Raw genomic sequence first — 16,952 nt, forward strand, 5'->3', positions numbered from 1 at the left:
TCAAAACATACATATGATTCGTTTAAATATTTTTACTGTTGTTTATTTGAACGATATCATTTACTTACTATTTTTTCTGATTTTTAATCCACTGTAACCAATAAGAAAACTCACACGCTAAATGCATTTGATGGGATTTAATTAGACTATTAGGACAAAGGGCTGGGAACTCAACAACTAGACTTACTTCTATCCCTGTATCAGTATCTTTAAATTGATGTCGAACTCCACCAATAGTAGTACCACCTTTCATACGTGCAACACCTGTTGATTGGTATTGATAAGATTTATCTCTCGGTGTTTTCAATCCGGTTTCGTCACCAAAAACAATGAAAAATTGAACTGGAAACGGAGAATTACCAGTAGTTTCGATAACCTCTAATTCATTTTCCCCAAAGGGTCTTAGTACATAGTGATCAGGACAAGCAGATAAATTCACTTTGTTATTTTCACATGATTGTTCAAGCATCAAACTATCAATTCCATGTATAGCTACTTCTGCTGTAATCCCGTCTAAATAAATACTAGTTTTCGAAAATTTTCGTCTATCACCAGATAAAAGAGTACAGATACGCATACCTATTGCACTTAATCTAAGTTTTGATTTCAACTTTTCGTACATTTCATTGTATGTATATCGCAACTTTATTTCCGTTAGCTGTTTTATCATGACGTCTGTATCATTTATTTCAAGCTCTTTATGTCCTAATGTATATAATACTTTTTTTATCCGTTCTCTTTTCCATTCTATAAGTTGCTCTTGTGAGATATTATTTCCATCGATAATAATTTTCATAAACTTTCTCCTTCCTTTTGATTGTATCGTAGTGTAGTTAATACTAAATTAACCATTTCTTGTTTTGTATCTAGATTCAACTTTACTTCTGAATGAGCAATACTGCTAAGACCGTATAGAATAAACCCAGAAGCTAATAATGAGTTATCAGTATAAAAAACCCCTATGTTTACTCCCTCTTCAATTACTTGTCTAATTAACGGTTGCATACGTGCGAATAATTTCTGTTCCAGTTGAAAATGTTGTTCCGTCTGAAACGAACTCACATTTTTATAGGGTGCTAACTTTTCAATAAATGTCCAAAATATATCTAGTGAATCTTTCATCTTTTGCATGACAGACCGTTCATTTGAAACAAGTATTTCTTCAATTAACTCCATATTTTTCACAATACAGTCATTTAAAACTTCATCAACAAAATTCTCTTTAGACTTGAAGTAATAATAAAATAAGCCCGTTGCTACACCTGCATGATTCACAACATCTTTTATACCAAATCCTTTCATACCATTTTTCATATATAGTTCAAAACCAATATCCATTAACTCTTGCCGTCTTATATCTGGTTCTTTTGATATTCTTTTCATAGGTCATCTCCTACTTTGTTTTTCCTGCGACTGAATCTGATTCAATCATAAACAACTGAACTTAATTCAGTCAATCTTATTTCATAAATTTAAAATCCATTTAATAACTAAGCAACGAAATTTCTACAAAAAAAGTAATCTCAAGAAATATGCTACTAACCTTAGATTTATCAAAAAAGTTAGATCATATAACTTGAGACTACTCATTTCCATTCAAAATATTTATGTAATTAAATTTTAGTTCTTCTGCACCCTGGCTGTCTCCAAAACTATTTGTGGAAGCTCTTTTTGAATGATTTCTTTCAGTCCATAAAGAGCTTTCTTCACATAACCACCTTCGAAATTTCCTAATTGTTCTGGTAATTCATCCTCATCTAATAGGAAGTATTCTCCATTTGGAAGTACCATAATATCGATGATTAAATCTTCGAAGGAAACCACTTCGCCTTTTATTTGTGTGTTTTTTACGATATTAAAATAGGAACCTAAATACTTCCCTTTTATATCTCTCCATACGTATAAATTGTACGGACGATCTTTCCAATAATATGCGATTGTATAACTTCCTTTTGGGATTGTTAACTTAGTATCTTTTGCAGTCATTGTAAATGAATACTGCACCTCGTGAAATAAAACGATACTTTGTGATTGCTTTTCAAGTAATAAACAATTGTGATCTACTATTGTTGAGTTATACCGGATTTTTCTTTCTATAATTTCACTTTTCGATGTAAGTAACTTATTCATTATTTTGTTTCCCCTCATACTAGTTCTATCCTCAATTATATACTTCTTTATCTAACGATAAAGAAGTATATGGTTTTTTATATAATGATTTATACAAGTACACAAGAAAAACTCCTTCTTATTTAGAAAGAGTTTTTCACTATCCATGTTTCATATTTTTTCACTTCTAACGGAAACTCATTTGTTTTTATGTAACTAACAGCACTATTACTCATCTTTTAACTTTTCCTTAACCGCATCATAAAATTTTCGTTCTTCATCAACATTTAAGTGCACACGACTTACTGTTTTAGAAAATCCATATAACAACTGTGCTTTCACTGGCTCTTTTAATGTTATTTCAAAAGTAGCAGGTTCTTTTATGAACTCCATAACAGTTGCATCCAATACCTGTTTCCCTTCTTTTGCCGTTAGCAATTCATCACCCTTGTAGAACGCAATATTATCAATTTGTGTAAATGGTATAACAATTTTCTTTCCTAATCCAATTTGAATGATTACTTGTTCTTCTGTTACGATAAGTGGATTTTTGCGCATCGCTTGTATTTCAGCTATAAAATAAATCATCGCGTATACATTTAAAATAAGTAAAATCCATGCTATTACTGGATTCCACTGGTGTAGCAAATAATGAAAACCAATACTTTCTATTAAGGTCGCATGGATGATCATGATATATACACCTATTGCACCAGTCTTTTTGTGATATGAGTATACGTATTCACCTTCTGGTACTTTTTCACGCCACGATAAAAATGCATAATAGATTAACTTACACTCCGTTACAATGATATCTATTAATTTATTTCTTTTCATAGTAGCGTCAAACGCAGCATCAATTGCATAAGAAAATGAAGAGTACTCACTTTTATATTCTTTATATTTTTTTATTATGGTAGGAAGCTTTCTAACAATTTTATATAGAAGGAATAACTCTAAACATACAAAAGCAATTTCTCCTGCAACTATAATATAAGAAACGTATGAAAAATCTTGTAAATAGTCACTTGGAATAATAAATCTTGCAAAAATATAACCAGCTATTACAACAGGAACTATATACGTTAACGAGTACCTTTTTCGAATAATGAAGAAATACGTGATGATTGGAATGACAAACATGCAATCTAATAATGACCCAAGTACAACTTCTTTCGGCGCAGCTGGTACTATTGGAAGAGCATACAATAAATAGTTTGATAGCATAATTAAAGAGACGAGTCCAATCCAAATACCTTTTCGCCTTCGCGATAGTGTAACATTCATACGTTCACTCCTTTATTTAAAAACCTCATTTAAGTGGTCTTTATAAAATGAAATGGCACGTTCAAATTCTTTTACTTCCTCTACTTTCACGACAGTTTCAAGTAATAATTTCATCGCTGACTCGTGATCGTTTACGTTATATTTTGCTAATGATAAAAATACTTTCATCGGATCGTTCTCTGGGAATTTTTTCACCCCAGCTTCTAATACTGTAATTGCCTTTTCATATTCCCCTATACAACGATATGTACTTCCTAGACCAATATAAGCACCGCAAAGGGATTCGCCATCAAGTCCATTTGCGATTGCCTGCTCATAATACGGAACTGCTTCTGTTTCTAGCCCCATTACATCATGTATCCACGCACACTGATACAGTACTTCTGCATCCTTTGTAAAGTTTGTTAATCCTATAAGCATCTCTTTAGACTGCGCATATTTCTTTTCGTTTCTAAGTTTAATAGCTTGCTTTAATAAATGTTCCATAGAATCCACTCCTCACCAATTATTCTGTGTATAGCTCTTGATTGATATACGCTTCACATTCGTGTAAAAGTAAAATTCCCACCAATTAAAGTTTCGCTTACTTATTACTATGCGGATTCATTCTTATCTAAAAACTTAATTTTAAAAAGCAGTGACACGATTACATAATACCTCTAAGCTTTTGACAATTTCTTTCGCTGTTTCATCTTTCCCATTACACAACTTCCCTTTACCATCTTGTCCAATTACATAATGCACAGCTCCGCGCGAATATAAAGAATGTGGTGAATTCGCAATCATTACATTCGCCCTTGCTTCTTTCATTCTATTTTTCGCTCTTTCAAACAGTTCTTCTTCATTTAAATCACTTTCAAGTTTAAAACCAATAAGTACTGTTTCTGGGTCCCATTCTTTTATTTGTTTTAATACTTTTGGAGCCTTTTGAAAGTGAATAATCGGTGCAATATCACTTGAAATTTTTCCGTTCATATTAAGAACATTACCATCTTGATCACAGATCTTCTCCACAATCCAATCTGATCCAGCCGCTGCCATAATAACCGCATCAACCTTTTCATGTGTGATGATACTTTTCATTTTATCTTGTAAATCAACAATCCCTTCAAATGGATGTAATTCTAACCCTCTATGTACATCGCTCGGTTTCTCCGCAAAATAACCGTGTAAATATATAACATGTGCCCCTTTAGCTAGAAGTTCTTCTGCGATTATCCTTCCGATTGTACCTTTAGCCATATTCGTATGCCCGCGTACTTGATCCCATTTTTCTAGACAACCACCGCTCGTAATTAATACCTTTTTCCCTTTCATTGTAACCATCCCTTACTAATTTTTCTTACGAAACCATTCTGTTCCAAAGTCAACTATATCACGCTGTTTCATTAGACGACACGTTGCATTCCCTATCTTCCCATTTTTTACAGTTCCTTTTCGCTCAAACTCAACACCAATTTCTACAAACTTCTCAGATTCGTAATCCATTTCAACAAACTCTTTCCACACTCTTTCACCGTTTTCTATAATAGGTGCTCCTACTTGTATTAACTCACATGCACCAGTACGCACCTCGGATAAATGAACAGACGTATTTGAATCATATCCAACACCAATTAATAATACGTACCCGTCTAAATCGTATATTTTTCTTAATGGAGATTCTTCTCCAAAGCTCATTGATAATGAATGGTTCATTGTTATTTCTACTGCATGTTTTCCCCATGCAGCAAAACTTCCTAACGGATGATTACTACGTACTACATTCGGATATGTACGAAAACATTCAACTATTTCACCCATTCCCCTTGTTGGGGTTATACGTGAATCAAATGCAGGGACGTTATCTCGGATAATTTGCCACCAGTCTTCCGGTACAGGTGGTCTTGACCAATGTTTCGGATCGGACAAATCCGAAGATTGCGTTGGCATTATTATCGTTCCTTCTTCCGTAACAACTTTCATTAATGCTTCTACTACGGCAACCGCACCACCAGATATCCATCCGATAGAACTTAGCGATGAATGAACGATAATTGTCATTCCTTTTTCGATTCCTAATGCTTTTAAATCTTTTGTTATTGTTTCGATTGTATTTGGAAATTGTGTGCTTGCTACTATTTCATTCATTTTCATATTGGTTCCCTCACTAGCCACGTAAATTTAAACTTTTATATAAATATATTATCATATTTTTCTTAATTTTTAACTTAATCATATTCATTACTACAAAAATATGTATATGGGTGTACTGAAGCCTCAAAACTCTATTAAAATCGTAGAGAATGATAAGCGAGAGTTTTATTAAATGAAGAAAAATGTAAATCTTATTTTTTCAAGCTATACTCCATATGCATATTTTTATACTATTTTTCCAAATAACAATGAAATCTTTCGATTTCCATATATTTTTCTCCTAAACTTTTAACTTGAAAACCAATTCTTTTATAAAATTCTACCGCCCCATCGTCTGTCTCTGCTTCTATATAAGTCAATTGATATATCCTTACCACTTCTTTAATCATTTGCAGTGCAATTCCTTTTTGACGATAATCTGAATCCACTGCTATATGACATACTCGTGCTTTAGTTGCTCCGATTACTTCAATACCTATACAAGCTTTTTCTTCATATTTGTACAAAGTCCCTTTATTCCTTTGGTAAAATAATACTGCCTTCTTTAAGCTTATTTCATTTGGACCGACGGCATATTGTAGCACATTTAATATTGAATCTTTTTCAATTTGTTCAACACGCTGTAAATTCATATTTTCATCCCTTTCTATGAAAAAAGACTAGCTCTTAATAAAAAGAGCTAATCTCATTACGCCGTTATTTTTTCTTCTTTTTTTACAACGACAGCCACATAACTATGAAGTACCATTCCAATAATAACGAGACTCATACCAATCCAAGATAATGATGACGGAATTGGTGCAGATAACCAGATCAGCTCTCCTACTAGCGCAAATAAAACTTCACCAGACTGCGTCGCTTCCACTGTTGCTAGTTTTTGTGGATCATCTTTCACAAGATCTGTTGCAAAGAAAAATAATATTGTCGCGATTAACCCAGAACTAACTGCTACAATAAAACATTGAAAAACTTGGTTACTTGACGGTAATCCGCCAGTTGATACTTCGTAACCAGATAATAAAAACCAAAATGGTAAACTTGCTAATGTCATACCGAGTACTCGCTGAAATACATCTAATTCCCCTTTACAAACTTGCATCATTTTTCGATTTCCAAGAGGATACGCAAATGCTGCAATAAGTACAGGAACTACACATAAAACGGTTTCACGAATACCTAATGAAGAAGCATGTTCTACTTGCATGAGAACAACACCGAATAAAATAATGCCCGACATAACTAATTCCTTCATCGGAAGTTTTTTATGTAGTGGATCCACCGCAAAAAATGGTGTTAACAAAATCCCTGCAACGATTGTAATTTGCCATGTTGATGCAACGAGCCAACCTGGTCCGAACGCTCCAGCAAAACTAAGCGGTGCATAAAAGAGACCAAATCCAACGATACTCCATACTAACCATTCTTTCGGATTGTTTTTCATATATTGAAAGAGTTGCTTTAAGTTCCCTCTATACATAACAATAAGTAATAGCATTGGAACCATAAAATAATACCGTAATGATGCACTCCAAATCCAGCTTCCACCTTCTAAGTCCATTGCCCGATTTAAAACAAAGGTAAAGGCAAAGAAAAATGATGCCAGTATCCCTATAACAATTGCTTTCATCGTAAAACCCCTTGTATTTAATTTTTAATCTCTATAACATATATTTTAGTATACGCGATGAAAAATCTACATACAAACTTACATTTCACTTTCCATTCACTTGCAATGAAAAAGATAATAATACATTCATTCATTTATTATACTTAATATAAAAACATTAAACAGAAATAATTTTAAAAATAAGTTACTTCTATGGATGTGATAACACTGAAAATATACAGAGCCTCTATACAATCTATTTTATTTGTACTTTCTTTCGGAGTTGTTTTCCTTCTAATAAGTGTTTTATCTTTAATGGAAGAATTTGATTTACTAGGAATTATTTCAATATTTTTCTCCTTATGGCTACTAAAGTATGCCCTAACCTTATGGAAAACACGTGCAAACGATATAGGTTCCTATTGGGATGATGAAGGAATTGTAGTAGATTTGCATGGGAATAAAGTGTATTGGTATGAAATCGAGGATATTACATACCAAAATTTTTAAGGGTCAAAATCTACCTTAATCTCGACCCACTATACTCACCATGAAAATATACGAATCTGCCATAAAAGATGGCTACCAACTATTGCACATTCAATTTACTGGTTTTCTATTGAAAAACCAAAAAATCATCATAAAAATTTAATGATAGCTTGGGAAGAAAAACAAACGAATAAAAATAAACGCCTCCTTTAATTATTATTTAGGGGCGTTTGTTTATTCAAAAATTAAAGAATATGCAGTTTATATTCTCTATATAATTTCCTCAATCGACTTATATGTGCTTGATGATACCGATTATGATCTGCTATATGCCAAACTCCCCATCTTATAGTCGCATTTTCCCCTTTTTCATACAAAACTTCCTCTCTTAAAAGAACAACACCATATGTTCATCATCACTATACACACCATTCATTTTTATAGCCTTTTTTTCAATTCCGTACGTTTTAAATCCCATTGATTCATATAATCGTTTGGCTGGTTCGTTCGTTGACACAACCCCTAAGTTCAATTGCTCTAGCTTCATCTCTTTTGCCCTTTCAATTGCTTTACGTATTAAATCACGTGCAAGACCACTTCTTCGATTTTCAGTATCTACATACATTGCAACGATATGCCCTTTATGCTTATATGCGTCCTTTTCTTCTGTTAATAAAGTAACAACCCCAACTAAACGATTTTCATTATTAAAAGCACCAAATGTAAAACTACTGTTGGATGAAAGATTACCCGCAACGCGTTCAAGAGGGTTTTCTTGACGTACTGCTTCTTCATAAGTCGTTACAAATGCTTCTGGATTTACTTGTAGTGCTTGTAAACGTAACTCCCAATATTGTTTTGCATCCGCTTTTGTAAGTAATCGAATCATTTTATCTTCCCCTTTTTAATTGACATAATATTTTTATAGGTTATTATTTTTTGATTCATACTCTTCTTTTAATATACTGTAACGATAGCGATGAATGAACTTCCCCTGTCTCAATCGATCATTTCTCATTAACCCTTCGCATACAAATCCGGCATTTTCATAACTCTTTTTAGCTTGTGTATTATCTTCATCTACACGTAACCAAATTTTCTCCAATTCAAACTGGGAAAAACCTATTTGTAACATGCTGTTTAGAGCTGCCATTCCAAATCCTTTCCTCCAATAGTCTTTATTTCCAATCGCAATTCCTAGTTCTGCATTTTTATTTGTTTTATCAAAATTTTTAAGGTCTACCCATCCAATATGTATACCTTTCTCAGTAACGATCGCCCTTTGTTCATAACCATTTTTTCGGCTTATACAAGCTTCAATCCAGATTCTCGTATCTCCACGAGTGAACGGAGGATATTGGTCTGGTACGACTAAATGCTTTGTTACATCGCTATCTAACGACCATTGATAGCGATCTTCTACATCATCTAGTGTCAATTCTCTTAATTGAACATATGGTACATTCATTTTTCTCTCCCCTTTTTATTTACCAATAGAAAATCCTTCGAACACTCTTCCACCATACTGTTCTAACGTCATTTCTATAAAATGAATTAATTCATTTTTCTCTCCCGTTTTATAAAAATGATCAAAAGCCGCTACAAATTTGTTTGCATATTGCTCATCATATCTTCTTAGCACTCTAATAAACCATTTTGAACTCCCAAGCCACCTACCATTTACTCTTAATACATATTCATGTACTAAATCCGCCAATAAATTAGCGATAAACAATTCTTCTTCTCTTTTTGTTGCACCAATAAAGTCATCTAAAGTATCCGTAATAAAATATCGCTTCTGCTTAATCGTTTCTTCGGTCCATTTAGCTGGTCCTTTATGTAGTAAATCATTCGCTTCTTTTTTTAATTTCTCAACAATTTCCTTTTCCCCTTTTAATGCAACCCCTTCTGAAACTAATTGTGGTAACGACGGTCTCCCTCGATCACAATCCATTTTGAAAAAGGTTTTATATGTTGTAAAATTATGAACAAACACCTCAACAGGCCATCCATTACTATAGAAAGATTCTCTATAACAAGAAGTTAAACTTTGGTCAACTATTACAATATCAAGGTCAGATGTTTTCGTCGCTTCTCCTCGTGCAACGCTTCCACCGAGTAAAGCTACATCACAATTCGGAAATTGTGATGTAATTATGCTTTGTGCTGCTTCAATTGGTTTCATAGCCGTTCCTCTTTTCTTATTTCACTTTCTTTTTTTGAGCTCTTTCTCTCGCTTTTTTTATATAGCTTTCTGCATCTGGTGTTTTACATGATGTTGCACCGTGATCAACCTCTACTTTTCCAATTTCACGTGCAATTTCAATCGCTTGTCGCTCTAAGTCTTCATTACGAATTCCTATTGCGATTAAAGCACTATTCATCGCTTCTTTTTTTCTATTTTTTTCATTATGTATATTTTCTTTAATCTCTTCTAAGTATGGAGAGAAGAAATCATCATGTAACGCTTTATTTTTAATCGATATATTTGCTAATAAAGACCAGCCAGCTCTTCCAATCCATTCATCATTAGACTTTGTCCACTCTTCCATTCTTTCTATTGCAATTGGCGAAGTACATATAGATGTCATAAAAACATCCATTAAACAGTAATAATCAACATCCTGAACCCAACTATTAAGCTGTTCTGCTGTTATATTCTTCGGGTCTAAAATATAAGTTGCTAATATCATTGCGTCCATATTTTTCGTTTCCCACAATTCAACTGCTAAATCGTGATCTTTTTTTATTTTCTTTTTTAACAATTTTAAATTTGCAAAACTAACTCCGAATAGTGGCTCTTTCGCTCCGTGGTTTTTATACGTTTTACGATTTTGTTCTGTTCCATATTCCTCTAGTTGCTGCATTACTTCCTCAAGTAACATATACCCACCTCTTTATCTTTTCTGTTGACTGTATATATGTATGTACGATATATTCTACATTACTTTTCGGTTTTCCTATATTTATTTTTAAAATACGGTATGTGAAATTTCTAAATATTGCACAGCTACACCATCAAAAAACTGTACTTGTTAAACATACAGTTTTTTAATGGTATCAATTTTGCGTAGAATAAGATATAAACTACAATAGAACTTTTAATGGTCCTCTCTATCATTTGGTCTATTCCCTATTTTCAACTAAATTTTTTACATCTGACCACTCTTCTATTGATCCTGCGTCCGGAAAAACTGTAACTACATTAAAATTCGCACCTTTTTCTTTCCCAATTTGTTTAGCTGCTAATAAATTCGCTGCCGCAGAAGTTCCTATTTTTATACCAGTATCTTTGTAAAAACGTGCCATTTCATACAGGGTATCTTCATATGAATAAGTCCATTGTTTTTCTATCAAATTTTCTTCCTGTTCTATGAAATGTTGTTTCCTTCCTAAGCCGAACCCACCTGATCCAGCATATTTCTTTAAATCATTTGGTGGTTGTTCCGAACCATAAGGCAATTCAGCAGGCATTACTAAATGTAGTTCAACATTTTTTGTATAATTCTTTATTGCTGTATAGACTCCCATTAGAGTTCCACCAGTACCAGCAGATGCTACCCATGCGTGTATTGGTTTTCCAATCATTTGTGCAATAATTTCTCGCCCTGTACCTTCTATATGACTTACTAGATTTGCATTATTATAATGTTGGAATAAAAAGTATAATTCTGGCTTTTGTTTGCTAATCTCTATTGTTTTCTCAATTACTGCGTAGAACCCTTTACATTTATCAACTAAGATTACGTTAGCACCATAACGATCAAGTTCATTTAATAGAGATTTACCGGTTCCAGAACTTAAAACTAACGTGCATTGAATCCCTAAATAATTACAAATACACCCAATTGACCTCGCTAAGCTTCCACCACTATACTCTAAAATATTTTGTTTTTTGTCCGCTTCTTGTAAATATTTATTAATCATTCCAAGTGCTGGCCTATCCTTAATCGATCCTGTAGGATTGTGCCATTCACATTTAGCATAGATAGAAAGGTCCTTCGTTTCTTCGCATTTTAATTTCATGAGAGGTGTGTTTCCAACATGTTTAGAAAACTCTTCAAAATGGTTTACTATCATACTTTTATACCTCCTTCATAAATTATGTTTATTACATTTGTTCTCAGCCAAAATACTTTCTACATTTTAATAACTCTCTCAATAAGATCTTCTTATATAAAAATCCCTACAAACACTGTAGGGATTTATGTCTAAATCATTTTGTTACACTCTATTTCATATGAAAATAGTTTCTTTATTCAGATGCATTCATAAGCACAATTCTCCAACCATCTGGATCCTCTATTGTGGTTCCTTTCTCTATCCAATACGGGTTTTCTGGTTCCACCTCATGATAGCCCATATTACTTAATCGATTCACTATCTTTTCAATTTCATCTTTAATAGGCATATAAAAAACTAGTAAATTATCTTTTGTCGGTGCCGGACATGGACTTCCATTAACATGTGTAGTAAACTCCAAATGATACTCTTCATCTGGTAAACCAAACATCACCCCGTCATATCCTTCATGATTGTGAAATTCCCCTATACGTTTTAATCCTAATCCTGTTTCATAAAAACTTATCACTTCTTCAAATTTATCTGTTGGTCTTGCAATTCTAAATTGAACCCAATTCTTCATGCAAATCTCCTCCTTTTCATTTTCCAAAGCTTTATAGTAATTAGTATAGGTTACATATATTCCCTTTAACATCCCTCATTAGTGTGAACTTCCTAAGTTGAAAGACCTATTAGTTAATAAACAATAGGACTTTAGTATAAAATTCATATAAAATTAGTTATATAAATGTAGAGATGAATTACAAGCTATTACGTATGAAATAGTTCTCCTTGCAGGGCCTTTATATACCGATCAGCAGATCTTTGTACAGCTTTATTCGCATCTTCCACCACACCATGAAATGCATTATATAGTCGACTAAATTGGATATCTTTTACCTTCTCTGCCATATCTCTAACTTTATTCGCTGGTAATGGAATGAGATTGGGATAACTATACATAAAACTTACCCATTTTCGATCCGAAACTACTTGTATAATATCACCTGATAACAAAATACCTTTCCCTTCATTACCGTCTTTCCAATGTATAACAGTTCCACCCTTAAAATGGCCTCCTAAGCGATGCAATGTAAGTTCTTCCGATAATATCAGATGCTCCCCAGACCAAAATTTAATTTGCTTACTCGGACGAACCACCCACTCTTTATCATCTTCATGAATATAAATAGGTACATTGAATGTTTCCGCCCATTTAACTTGTGTAGAGTAATAATGTGGATGAGAAAGTGCTATTGCTTGAATACCACCTAAATCATATATACGTTTTATCGTTTTATCATCTAAATAACTAATGCAATCCCACATAACATTTAGAGTTTTACTTTGTATTAAAAATGCTGTTTGTCCAATCGCAAATTTAGGTTTAGTAGTAATGCTATACAAACCGCTTTCTTCTTTTATTATTTCGTTTTTGTATAAATTGCTATTTTGCATCGTTTCTAATGTTGTCCATGACTGCCCAATTGGATTAACATATTGTCTTTCCTCATTACAAATTTTACAGCGAGAAGGTGCTTCTTCATTTTCGGGATACTGTACTCCACATGTAGTGCAAATATAATTATCCATATTCCCACTCCTTTTTTCATGTAATTGTTTCTTTACCAATATTTTAATAAAAAACAAAAATATTCGAATCAATAATTGGAACGAAAATGAAATGATACGAAAGTATGATTAGTCTCCTTTCGTTTTAAGACTTTAGCCTAAGTACTATATTTTTCATTTCTTCTTTCTGTGAAAGTTGCATATCGTTTTTAATAGAAATTCCAAGTAAATTAAACTTTTACCCATTAAATAAGTGAATACATCTTTTCAAAATAAATGAACCTATTCATAGATTTTGTCACACCTTTGACAAAGTTGCACTAAGCGATACACATTAGGGGTATAGTATATTTAAAGTAACGATAAAAGAATATTCAATAATTTTATCTTCCTTATCGTTACTAGATTCAATTCGTAACAAATAAAGGAGAGGTTTTAATGGAAATCGTTATTATGCTCTATGATGGAATTACTGCATTAGATGCTATTGGTCCATACGAAGTATTTGCTGCAGAAAGCAACAACATAAAATTTGTTGCTAAAACGAAGGGATTAATAAAATTAGATTCGAAAATGGGCTATTTACATGCTGATTACAATTTTAATGAAATTACTTCAGCAGATATTCTTATTATTCCCGGATGTCGTCCACCAAACTTTACACAACTTATGAAGGATGAAGAAACTCTTAATTGGATTCTCCAAATACATAAAACGACAAAGTGGACTACAACTGTATGTACGGGCTCCTTAATCTTAGGTGCTACTGGTCTACTAAATGGTGTTAATGCTACTAGTCATTGGAGCTGTTTTAACTTACTTCGTTCTCTCGGAGCTATTCCAACTGAAGAGAGATTCGTGCGCCATGAAAAAATTATAACAGCTGCTGGTGTATCTGCAGGTATTGATATGGCCCTTCAGTTAATAGCTTGGGAATTTGGAGATGAAAAAAGCAAAGCAGTTCAACTCATGTTAGAATACGACCCTCAGCCTCCCTTTGATACAGGTTCTCCTAAAAAAGCGCATGCATCCTTATTAGAAGATTTAAATTTGATGATTGAAAGTTTAAATAATAAAGTTTAAATTCATCCTATTTTTCAAAACTGCAATTGATATAAAATCTTGCATACTTTTGAGTAAACTTTTTTACACTTGTAAAAAAGTTTTTTTGCATTTCCCTACCTATAATTGCTAATATAGTAGAGTAGAACTTTTATAGAGAGTAGGAAAATTATGCACAATGGAATTCGAATGACAACTTTAGTAAAAAGGGCTATGTTAGTTTGTGCGGGGGTATTATTCACATACGAAGCGGCTTTGGGATCAGTACATACTGCTCTAGCTAGTACAGAGGATGAAGCAAAATCTGTTCAACTTGTAAGTGAGATTCAAACATCTCTTGCTCCGAAAGAAGCTCCTAAACATTATAACGGGCAAGTTAGAAAAGTCGCTTATTTAACATTTGATGATGGTCCTGGAAAATACACAGCTGAGCTTTTAGATATGTTAAAGAAAGAAAATGCAAAAGCAACATTCTTCCTAATTGGTTCAAACGTAAAAGCTTTCCCTGATCTTGTAAAACGCGAAGATGCTGAAGGCCACTACGTTGGGATGCACAGTATGACTCATAACTACAAGAAACTTTACACAGAAGGTCATTACGTAGATGAAATGAAGGAAGACCAAGGCTTAATCGCTGGTGTTTTAGGTAAATCACCAGTATTAACTCGTCCATCTTACGGCTCTATGCCAGGATTAAACGAAGCTCTTCGCAACAAAGTTGTAGAAAATGGCTTAAAAGTTTGGGATTGGACAATTGATTCTTTAGACTGGAAATACAACAAAATGCAAGTTGATGCTGCATCTGCTAAAATTGTAGAGAACGTGTTAAATGGTGCTACAAATCCAACAGAAGTTATCCTTATGCATGATATTCATCCACAATCAGTAAAAGCAGTACCTGGAATTATTAAAGGACTGAAAGAAAAAGGATATGAATTAGAAGCATATAATGAGAACGAACATTTCCCATTAAACTTCTGGCATGATAATCGTATGTAATGAAAAGACTTGATTCCCTCTAGTAGGTTATCAAGTCTTTTTTTATTCCATATATTAAAAAATATAGCCAACTAACTTCACAATTTCACTAATCAAAATACCGACCACTGCGAAATCAGAATCCCCGAATGTTGTATTCTCAAATCCTAAACCACCTAATATAGGTAATAATATCGCTGGTAGGAATGAAATTAGTAACCCATTTACAAAAGCGCCAAGTATCGCTCCCCTCCTACCTCCTGTTGCATTTCCAAATACAGCTGCTGTTGCTCCTGTGAAGAAGTGAGGAATTAATCCTGGTACTATTACACTTAAACCGATAAATGGAAGCAGAAACATGGAAAGGAGTCCAGCAATAAAACTTGTTAAAAAGCCAATAATAACTGCATTTGGTGCAAACGGAAAGATTGTTGGACAATCTAATGCCGGTTTTGCATTTGGTACAAGTTTATCCGCAATCCCTTTAAATGCAGGTACAATTTCTGCAATTAACATACGTACACCTGCTAGAATAATATATACACCTGCTGCAAACGTAATGGCCTGCATGAAAGAATAAACGAGATAATTTTGTCCGTTACTTAATTCAGTTTCGATAAACCCCTTACCAGCAAATGGCGCGACAATAAAGAACAATACAGCCATCGTTAATGACATAGATACTGATGTATCACGTAAGAAACCAAGTGATTTCGGAACTTGAATTTGTTCTGTTGATTTTTCTTTATTTCCAAATTTACTTCCAACAAACCCTGCCGCTAAATATCCAACAGAACCGAAATGGCCAATTGCAATATCATCCATCCCTGTAATCTTTCTAACATACGGTTGTAGTAATGCTGGAAAAATCACCATGAGTGCCCCTAAAATAACTGACCCAATAATGACTAGTGAAGCGCCTTGCATCCCTGTAGTTGAAAATACCGCTGAAATTAAACATGCCATGAAGAGCGTATGATGACCAGTTAAAAATACATATTTAAATTTCGTAAATCGTGCGATTATTAAATTTGTAATCATACCAAATACCATGATTAATGCCGTTTCTTTTCCTAATGTTTGCTGAGCTATTGCAACAACAGCTTCATTATTTGGAATTATACCTTTAATATGGAATGCTTTATCAGATATTTTACCAAAAACGTCTAAAGCTCCTACTAATATAGTAGCTCCGCCTCCTAAAACGACAAAGCCCATAATTGTTTTTAAGGTTCCTGAAACTGTGTCTGCAAAGTTTTTATTTTGCAGTAGTAAACCACACATAGCAAATAATCCAACTAATATTGCAGGCTGTCCCAAAATATCCTTCATTATTATATCAAACATAGCATTACTCCCCTTTCACTGTACTACATCAGGTGTTTTTGTAATGCTTCTTTAATTTCATTTTGATCTAAAATATTTGTTAAACCAGCAACTGTGCGTGTGCCATCTTCAAGATTACAAATAATATCTTTTGCACCTAAATATAAATCAGCTTGCTCAGATTTACTAGAAGCTAAATCTGTATGAGATACTTCTGCTTGTAATCCTAGTTCATTTAAAATTTTCTTCACATTCATTTCCACAATAAAACTACTTCCTAAACCATTTCCACATACAACTAATACTTTTTTCATTTTAATTTCCC

At 33.3% G+C, this 16,952-nt stretch carries 21 protein-coding genes and 1 pseudogene; 3 read left to right on the forward strand and 19 right to left on the reverse strand.

Annotated features, from left to right (window positions below; all coding sequences use genetic code 11):
* Positions 1–67 precede the first annotated feature (67 nt).
* From ACS2FK_RS12595 to ACS2FK_RS12635, 9 genes are all read right to left on the reverse strand, one after another.
* Positions 68–796: a hypothetical protein gene (locus ACS2FK_RS12595; RefSeq protein ID WP_063547628.1), complete on the reverse strand. Its 729-nt coding sequence runs from the start codon at positions 794–796 to the stop codon at positions 68–70.
* Positions 793–1,383 carry a TetR/AcrR family transcriptional regulator gene (locus ACS2FK_RS12600; RefSeq protein WP_063547630.1) on the reverse strand — a complete coding sequence of 197 codons (591 nt, stop codon included), beginning with the start codon at positions 1,381–1,383 and terminating at the stop codon, positions 793–795. The genes ACS2FK_RS12595 and ACS2FK_RS12600 overlap by 4 nt, the downstream gene beginning before the upstream one ends.
* A gap of 237 nt (positions 1,384–1,620) precedes the next feature.
* Complete coding sequence (locus ACS2FK_RS12605) at positions 1,621–2,130, reverse strand: DUF402 domain-containing protein (protein ID WP_063547632.1); 510 nt, start codon at positions 2,128–2,130, stop codon at positions 1,621–1,623.
* A gap of 207 nt (positions 2,131–2,337) precedes the next feature.
* A complete protein-coding gene (locus tag ACS2FK_RS12610; RefSeq protein WP_063547634.1) occupies positions 2,338–3,396 on the reverse strand; it encodes a hypothetical protein in 1,059 nt (352 codons plus the stop codon).
* 12 nt (positions 3,397–3,408) lie between these two features.
* Positions 3,409–3,882, reverse strand: coding sequence for a tetratricopeptide repeat protein (locus tag ACS2FK_RS12615; protein WP_000400637.1), 474 nt, complete (start codon positions 3,880–3,882; stop codon positions 3,409–3,411).
* A 141-nt stretch (positions 3,883–4,023) separates the two neighbouring features.
* Entirely contained in the window at positions 4,024–4,713 is a 690-nt protein-coding gene (locus ACS2FK_RS12620) for a phosphopantothenoylcysteine decarboxylase domain-containing protein (protein ID WP_000676727.1), read from the reverse strand.
* A gap of 15 nt (positions 4,714–4,728) precedes the next feature.
* A complete protein-coding gene (locus ACS2FK_RS12625) occupies positions 4,729–5,532 on the reverse strand; it encodes an aminoglycoside N(3)-acetyltransferase (protein WP_000783341.1) in 804 nt (267 codons plus the stop codon).
* A 230-nt stretch (positions 5,533–5,762) separates the two neighbouring features.
* On the reverse strand, positions 5,763–6,164 hold the full coding sequence (locus tag ACS2FK_RS12630; RefSeq protein ID WP_063547636.1) for a GNAT family N-acetyltransferase: 402 nt from the start codon (positions 6,162–6,164) through the stop codon (positions 5,763–5,765).
* A 56-nt stretch (positions 6,165–6,220) separates the two neighbouring features.
* The gene (locus ACS2FK_RS12635; RefSeq protein WP_053564173.1) at positions 6,221–7,159 is read right to left on the reverse strand and encodes a DMT family transporter; all 939 of its coding nucleotides are present in this window, start codon (positions 7,157–7,159) and stop codon (positions 6,221–6,223) included.
* Between the two features lie 294 nt (positions 7,160–7,453).
* On the opposite strand from ACS2FK_RS12635, the gene ACS2FK_RS12640 reads away from it, so the two are divergent.
* Positions 7,454–7,648, forward strand: a complete 195-nt coding sequence (locus ACS2FK_RS12640) for a hypothetical protein (RefSeq protein ID WP_230387334.1) — start codon at positions 7,454–7,456, stop codon at positions 7,646–7,648.
* 224 nt (positions 7,649–7,872) lie between these two features.
* On the opposite strand, the pseudogene ACS2FK_RS12645 reads toward ACS2FK_RS12640, so the two are convergent.
* The 8 genes and pseudogenes from ACS2FK_RS12645 to ACS2FK_RS12680 form a co-directional block, all read right to left on the reverse strand.
* Positions 7,873–8,019 (reverse strand): annotated as a pseudogene (locus ACS2FK_RS12645) (DinB family protein); the annotation flags it as partial.
* Positions 8,016–8,516: a GNAT family N-acetyltransferase gene (locus ACS2FK_RS12650; RefSeq protein ID WP_063547638.1), complete on the reverse strand. Its 501-nt coding sequence runs from the start codon at positions 8,514–8,516 to the stop codon at positions 8,016–8,018. The gene ACS2FK_RS12650 and the pseudogene ACS2FK_RS12645, both read right to left, overlap by 4 nt.
* A gap of 33 nt (positions 8,517–8,549) precedes the next feature.
* The gene (locus ACS2FK_RS12655; RefSeq protein ID WP_063547640.1) at positions 8,550–9,095 is read right to left on the reverse strand and encodes a GNAT family N-acetyltransferase; all 546 of its coding nucleotides are present in this window, start codon (positions 9,093–9,095) and stop codon (positions 8,550–8,552) included.
* A 15-nt stretch (positions 9,096–9,110) separates the two neighbouring features.
* Positions 9,111–9,812 carry a nucleotidyltransferase domain-containing protein gene (locus ACS2FK_RS12660; RefSeq protein WP_000802433.1) on the reverse strand — a complete coding sequence of 234 codons (702 nt, stop codon included), beginning with the start codon at positions 9,810–9,812 and terminating at the stop codon, positions 9,111–9,113.
* Positions 9,813–9,828: 16 nt separating this feature from the next.
* Positions 9,829–10,512 (reverse strand): DNA alkylation repair protein, encoded by a 684-nt coding sequence (locus ACS2FK_RS12665; protein ID WP_063547642.1) that lies wholly within the window; start codon positions 10,510–10,512, stop codon positions 9,829–9,831.
* Positions 10,513–10,753: 241 nt separating this feature from the next.
* Positions 10,754–11,707, reverse strand: a complete 954-nt coding sequence (locus ACS2FK_RS12670; protein ID WP_063547644.1) for a PLP-dependent cysteine synthase family protein — start codon at positions 11,705–11,707, stop codon at positions 10,754–10,756.
* Between the two features lie 175 nt (positions 11,708–11,882).
* On the reverse strand, positions 11,883–12,272 hold the full coding sequence (locus ACS2FK_RS12675) for a VOC family protein (RefSeq protein ID WP_000800667.1): 390 nt from the start codon (positions 12,270–12,272) through the stop codon (positions 11,883–11,885).
* Positions 12,273–12,460: 188 nt separating this feature from the next.
* Positions 12,461–13,282: an MBL fold metallo-hydrolase gene (locus tag ACS2FK_RS12680; protein ID WP_063547646.1), complete on the reverse strand. Its 822-nt coding sequence runs from the start codon at positions 13,280–13,282 to the stop codon at positions 12,461–12,463.
* Positions 13,283–13,699: 417 nt separating this feature from the next.
* Between ACS2FK_RS12680 and ACS2FK_RS12685 the strand changes: the two genes are divergently transcribed.
* Both ACS2FK_RS12685 and ACS2FK_RS12690 read left to right on the forward strand, forming a co-directional pair.
* Positions 13,700–14,344: a DJ-1/PfpI family protein gene (locus tag ACS2FK_RS12685; protein WP_063547648.1), complete on the forward strand. Its 645-nt coding sequence runs from the start codon at positions 13,700–13,702 to the stop codon at positions 14,342–14,344.
* A gap of 150 nt (positions 14,345–14,494) precedes the next feature.
* Positions 14,495–15,322 carry a peptidoglycan-N-acetylglucosamine deacetylase gene (locus ACS2FK_RS12690; RefSeq protein ID WP_063547650.1) on the forward strand — a complete coding sequence of 276 codons (828 nt, stop codon included), beginning with the start codon at positions 14,495–14,497 and terminating at the stop codon, positions 15,320–15,322.
* 54 nt (positions 15,323–15,376) lie between these two features.
* On the opposite strand, the gene ACS2FK_RS12695 is transcribed toward ACS2FK_RS12690, so the two are convergent.
* On the reverse strand, positions 15,377–16,648 hold the full coding sequence (locus ACS2FK_RS12695) for a PTS ascorbate transporter subunit IIC (protein ID WP_063547652.1): 1,272 nt from the start codon (positions 16,646–16,648) through the stop codon (positions 15,377–15,379).
* Positions 16,649–16,671: 23 nt separating this feature from the next.
* Positions 16,672–16,941, reverse strand: coding sequence for a PTS sugar transporter subunit IIB (locus ACS2FK_RS12700; protein ID WP_000757316.1), 270 nt, complete (start codon positions 16,939–16,941; stop codon positions 16,672–16,674).
* Positions 16,942–16,952 lie beyond the last annotated feature (11 nt).

It is taken from the genome of Bacillus cereus group sp. BceL220 (assembly GCF_051776965.1).
Lineage (GTDB): Bacteria > Bacillota > Bacilli > Bacillales > Bacillaceae_G > Bacillus_A > Bacillus_A cereus.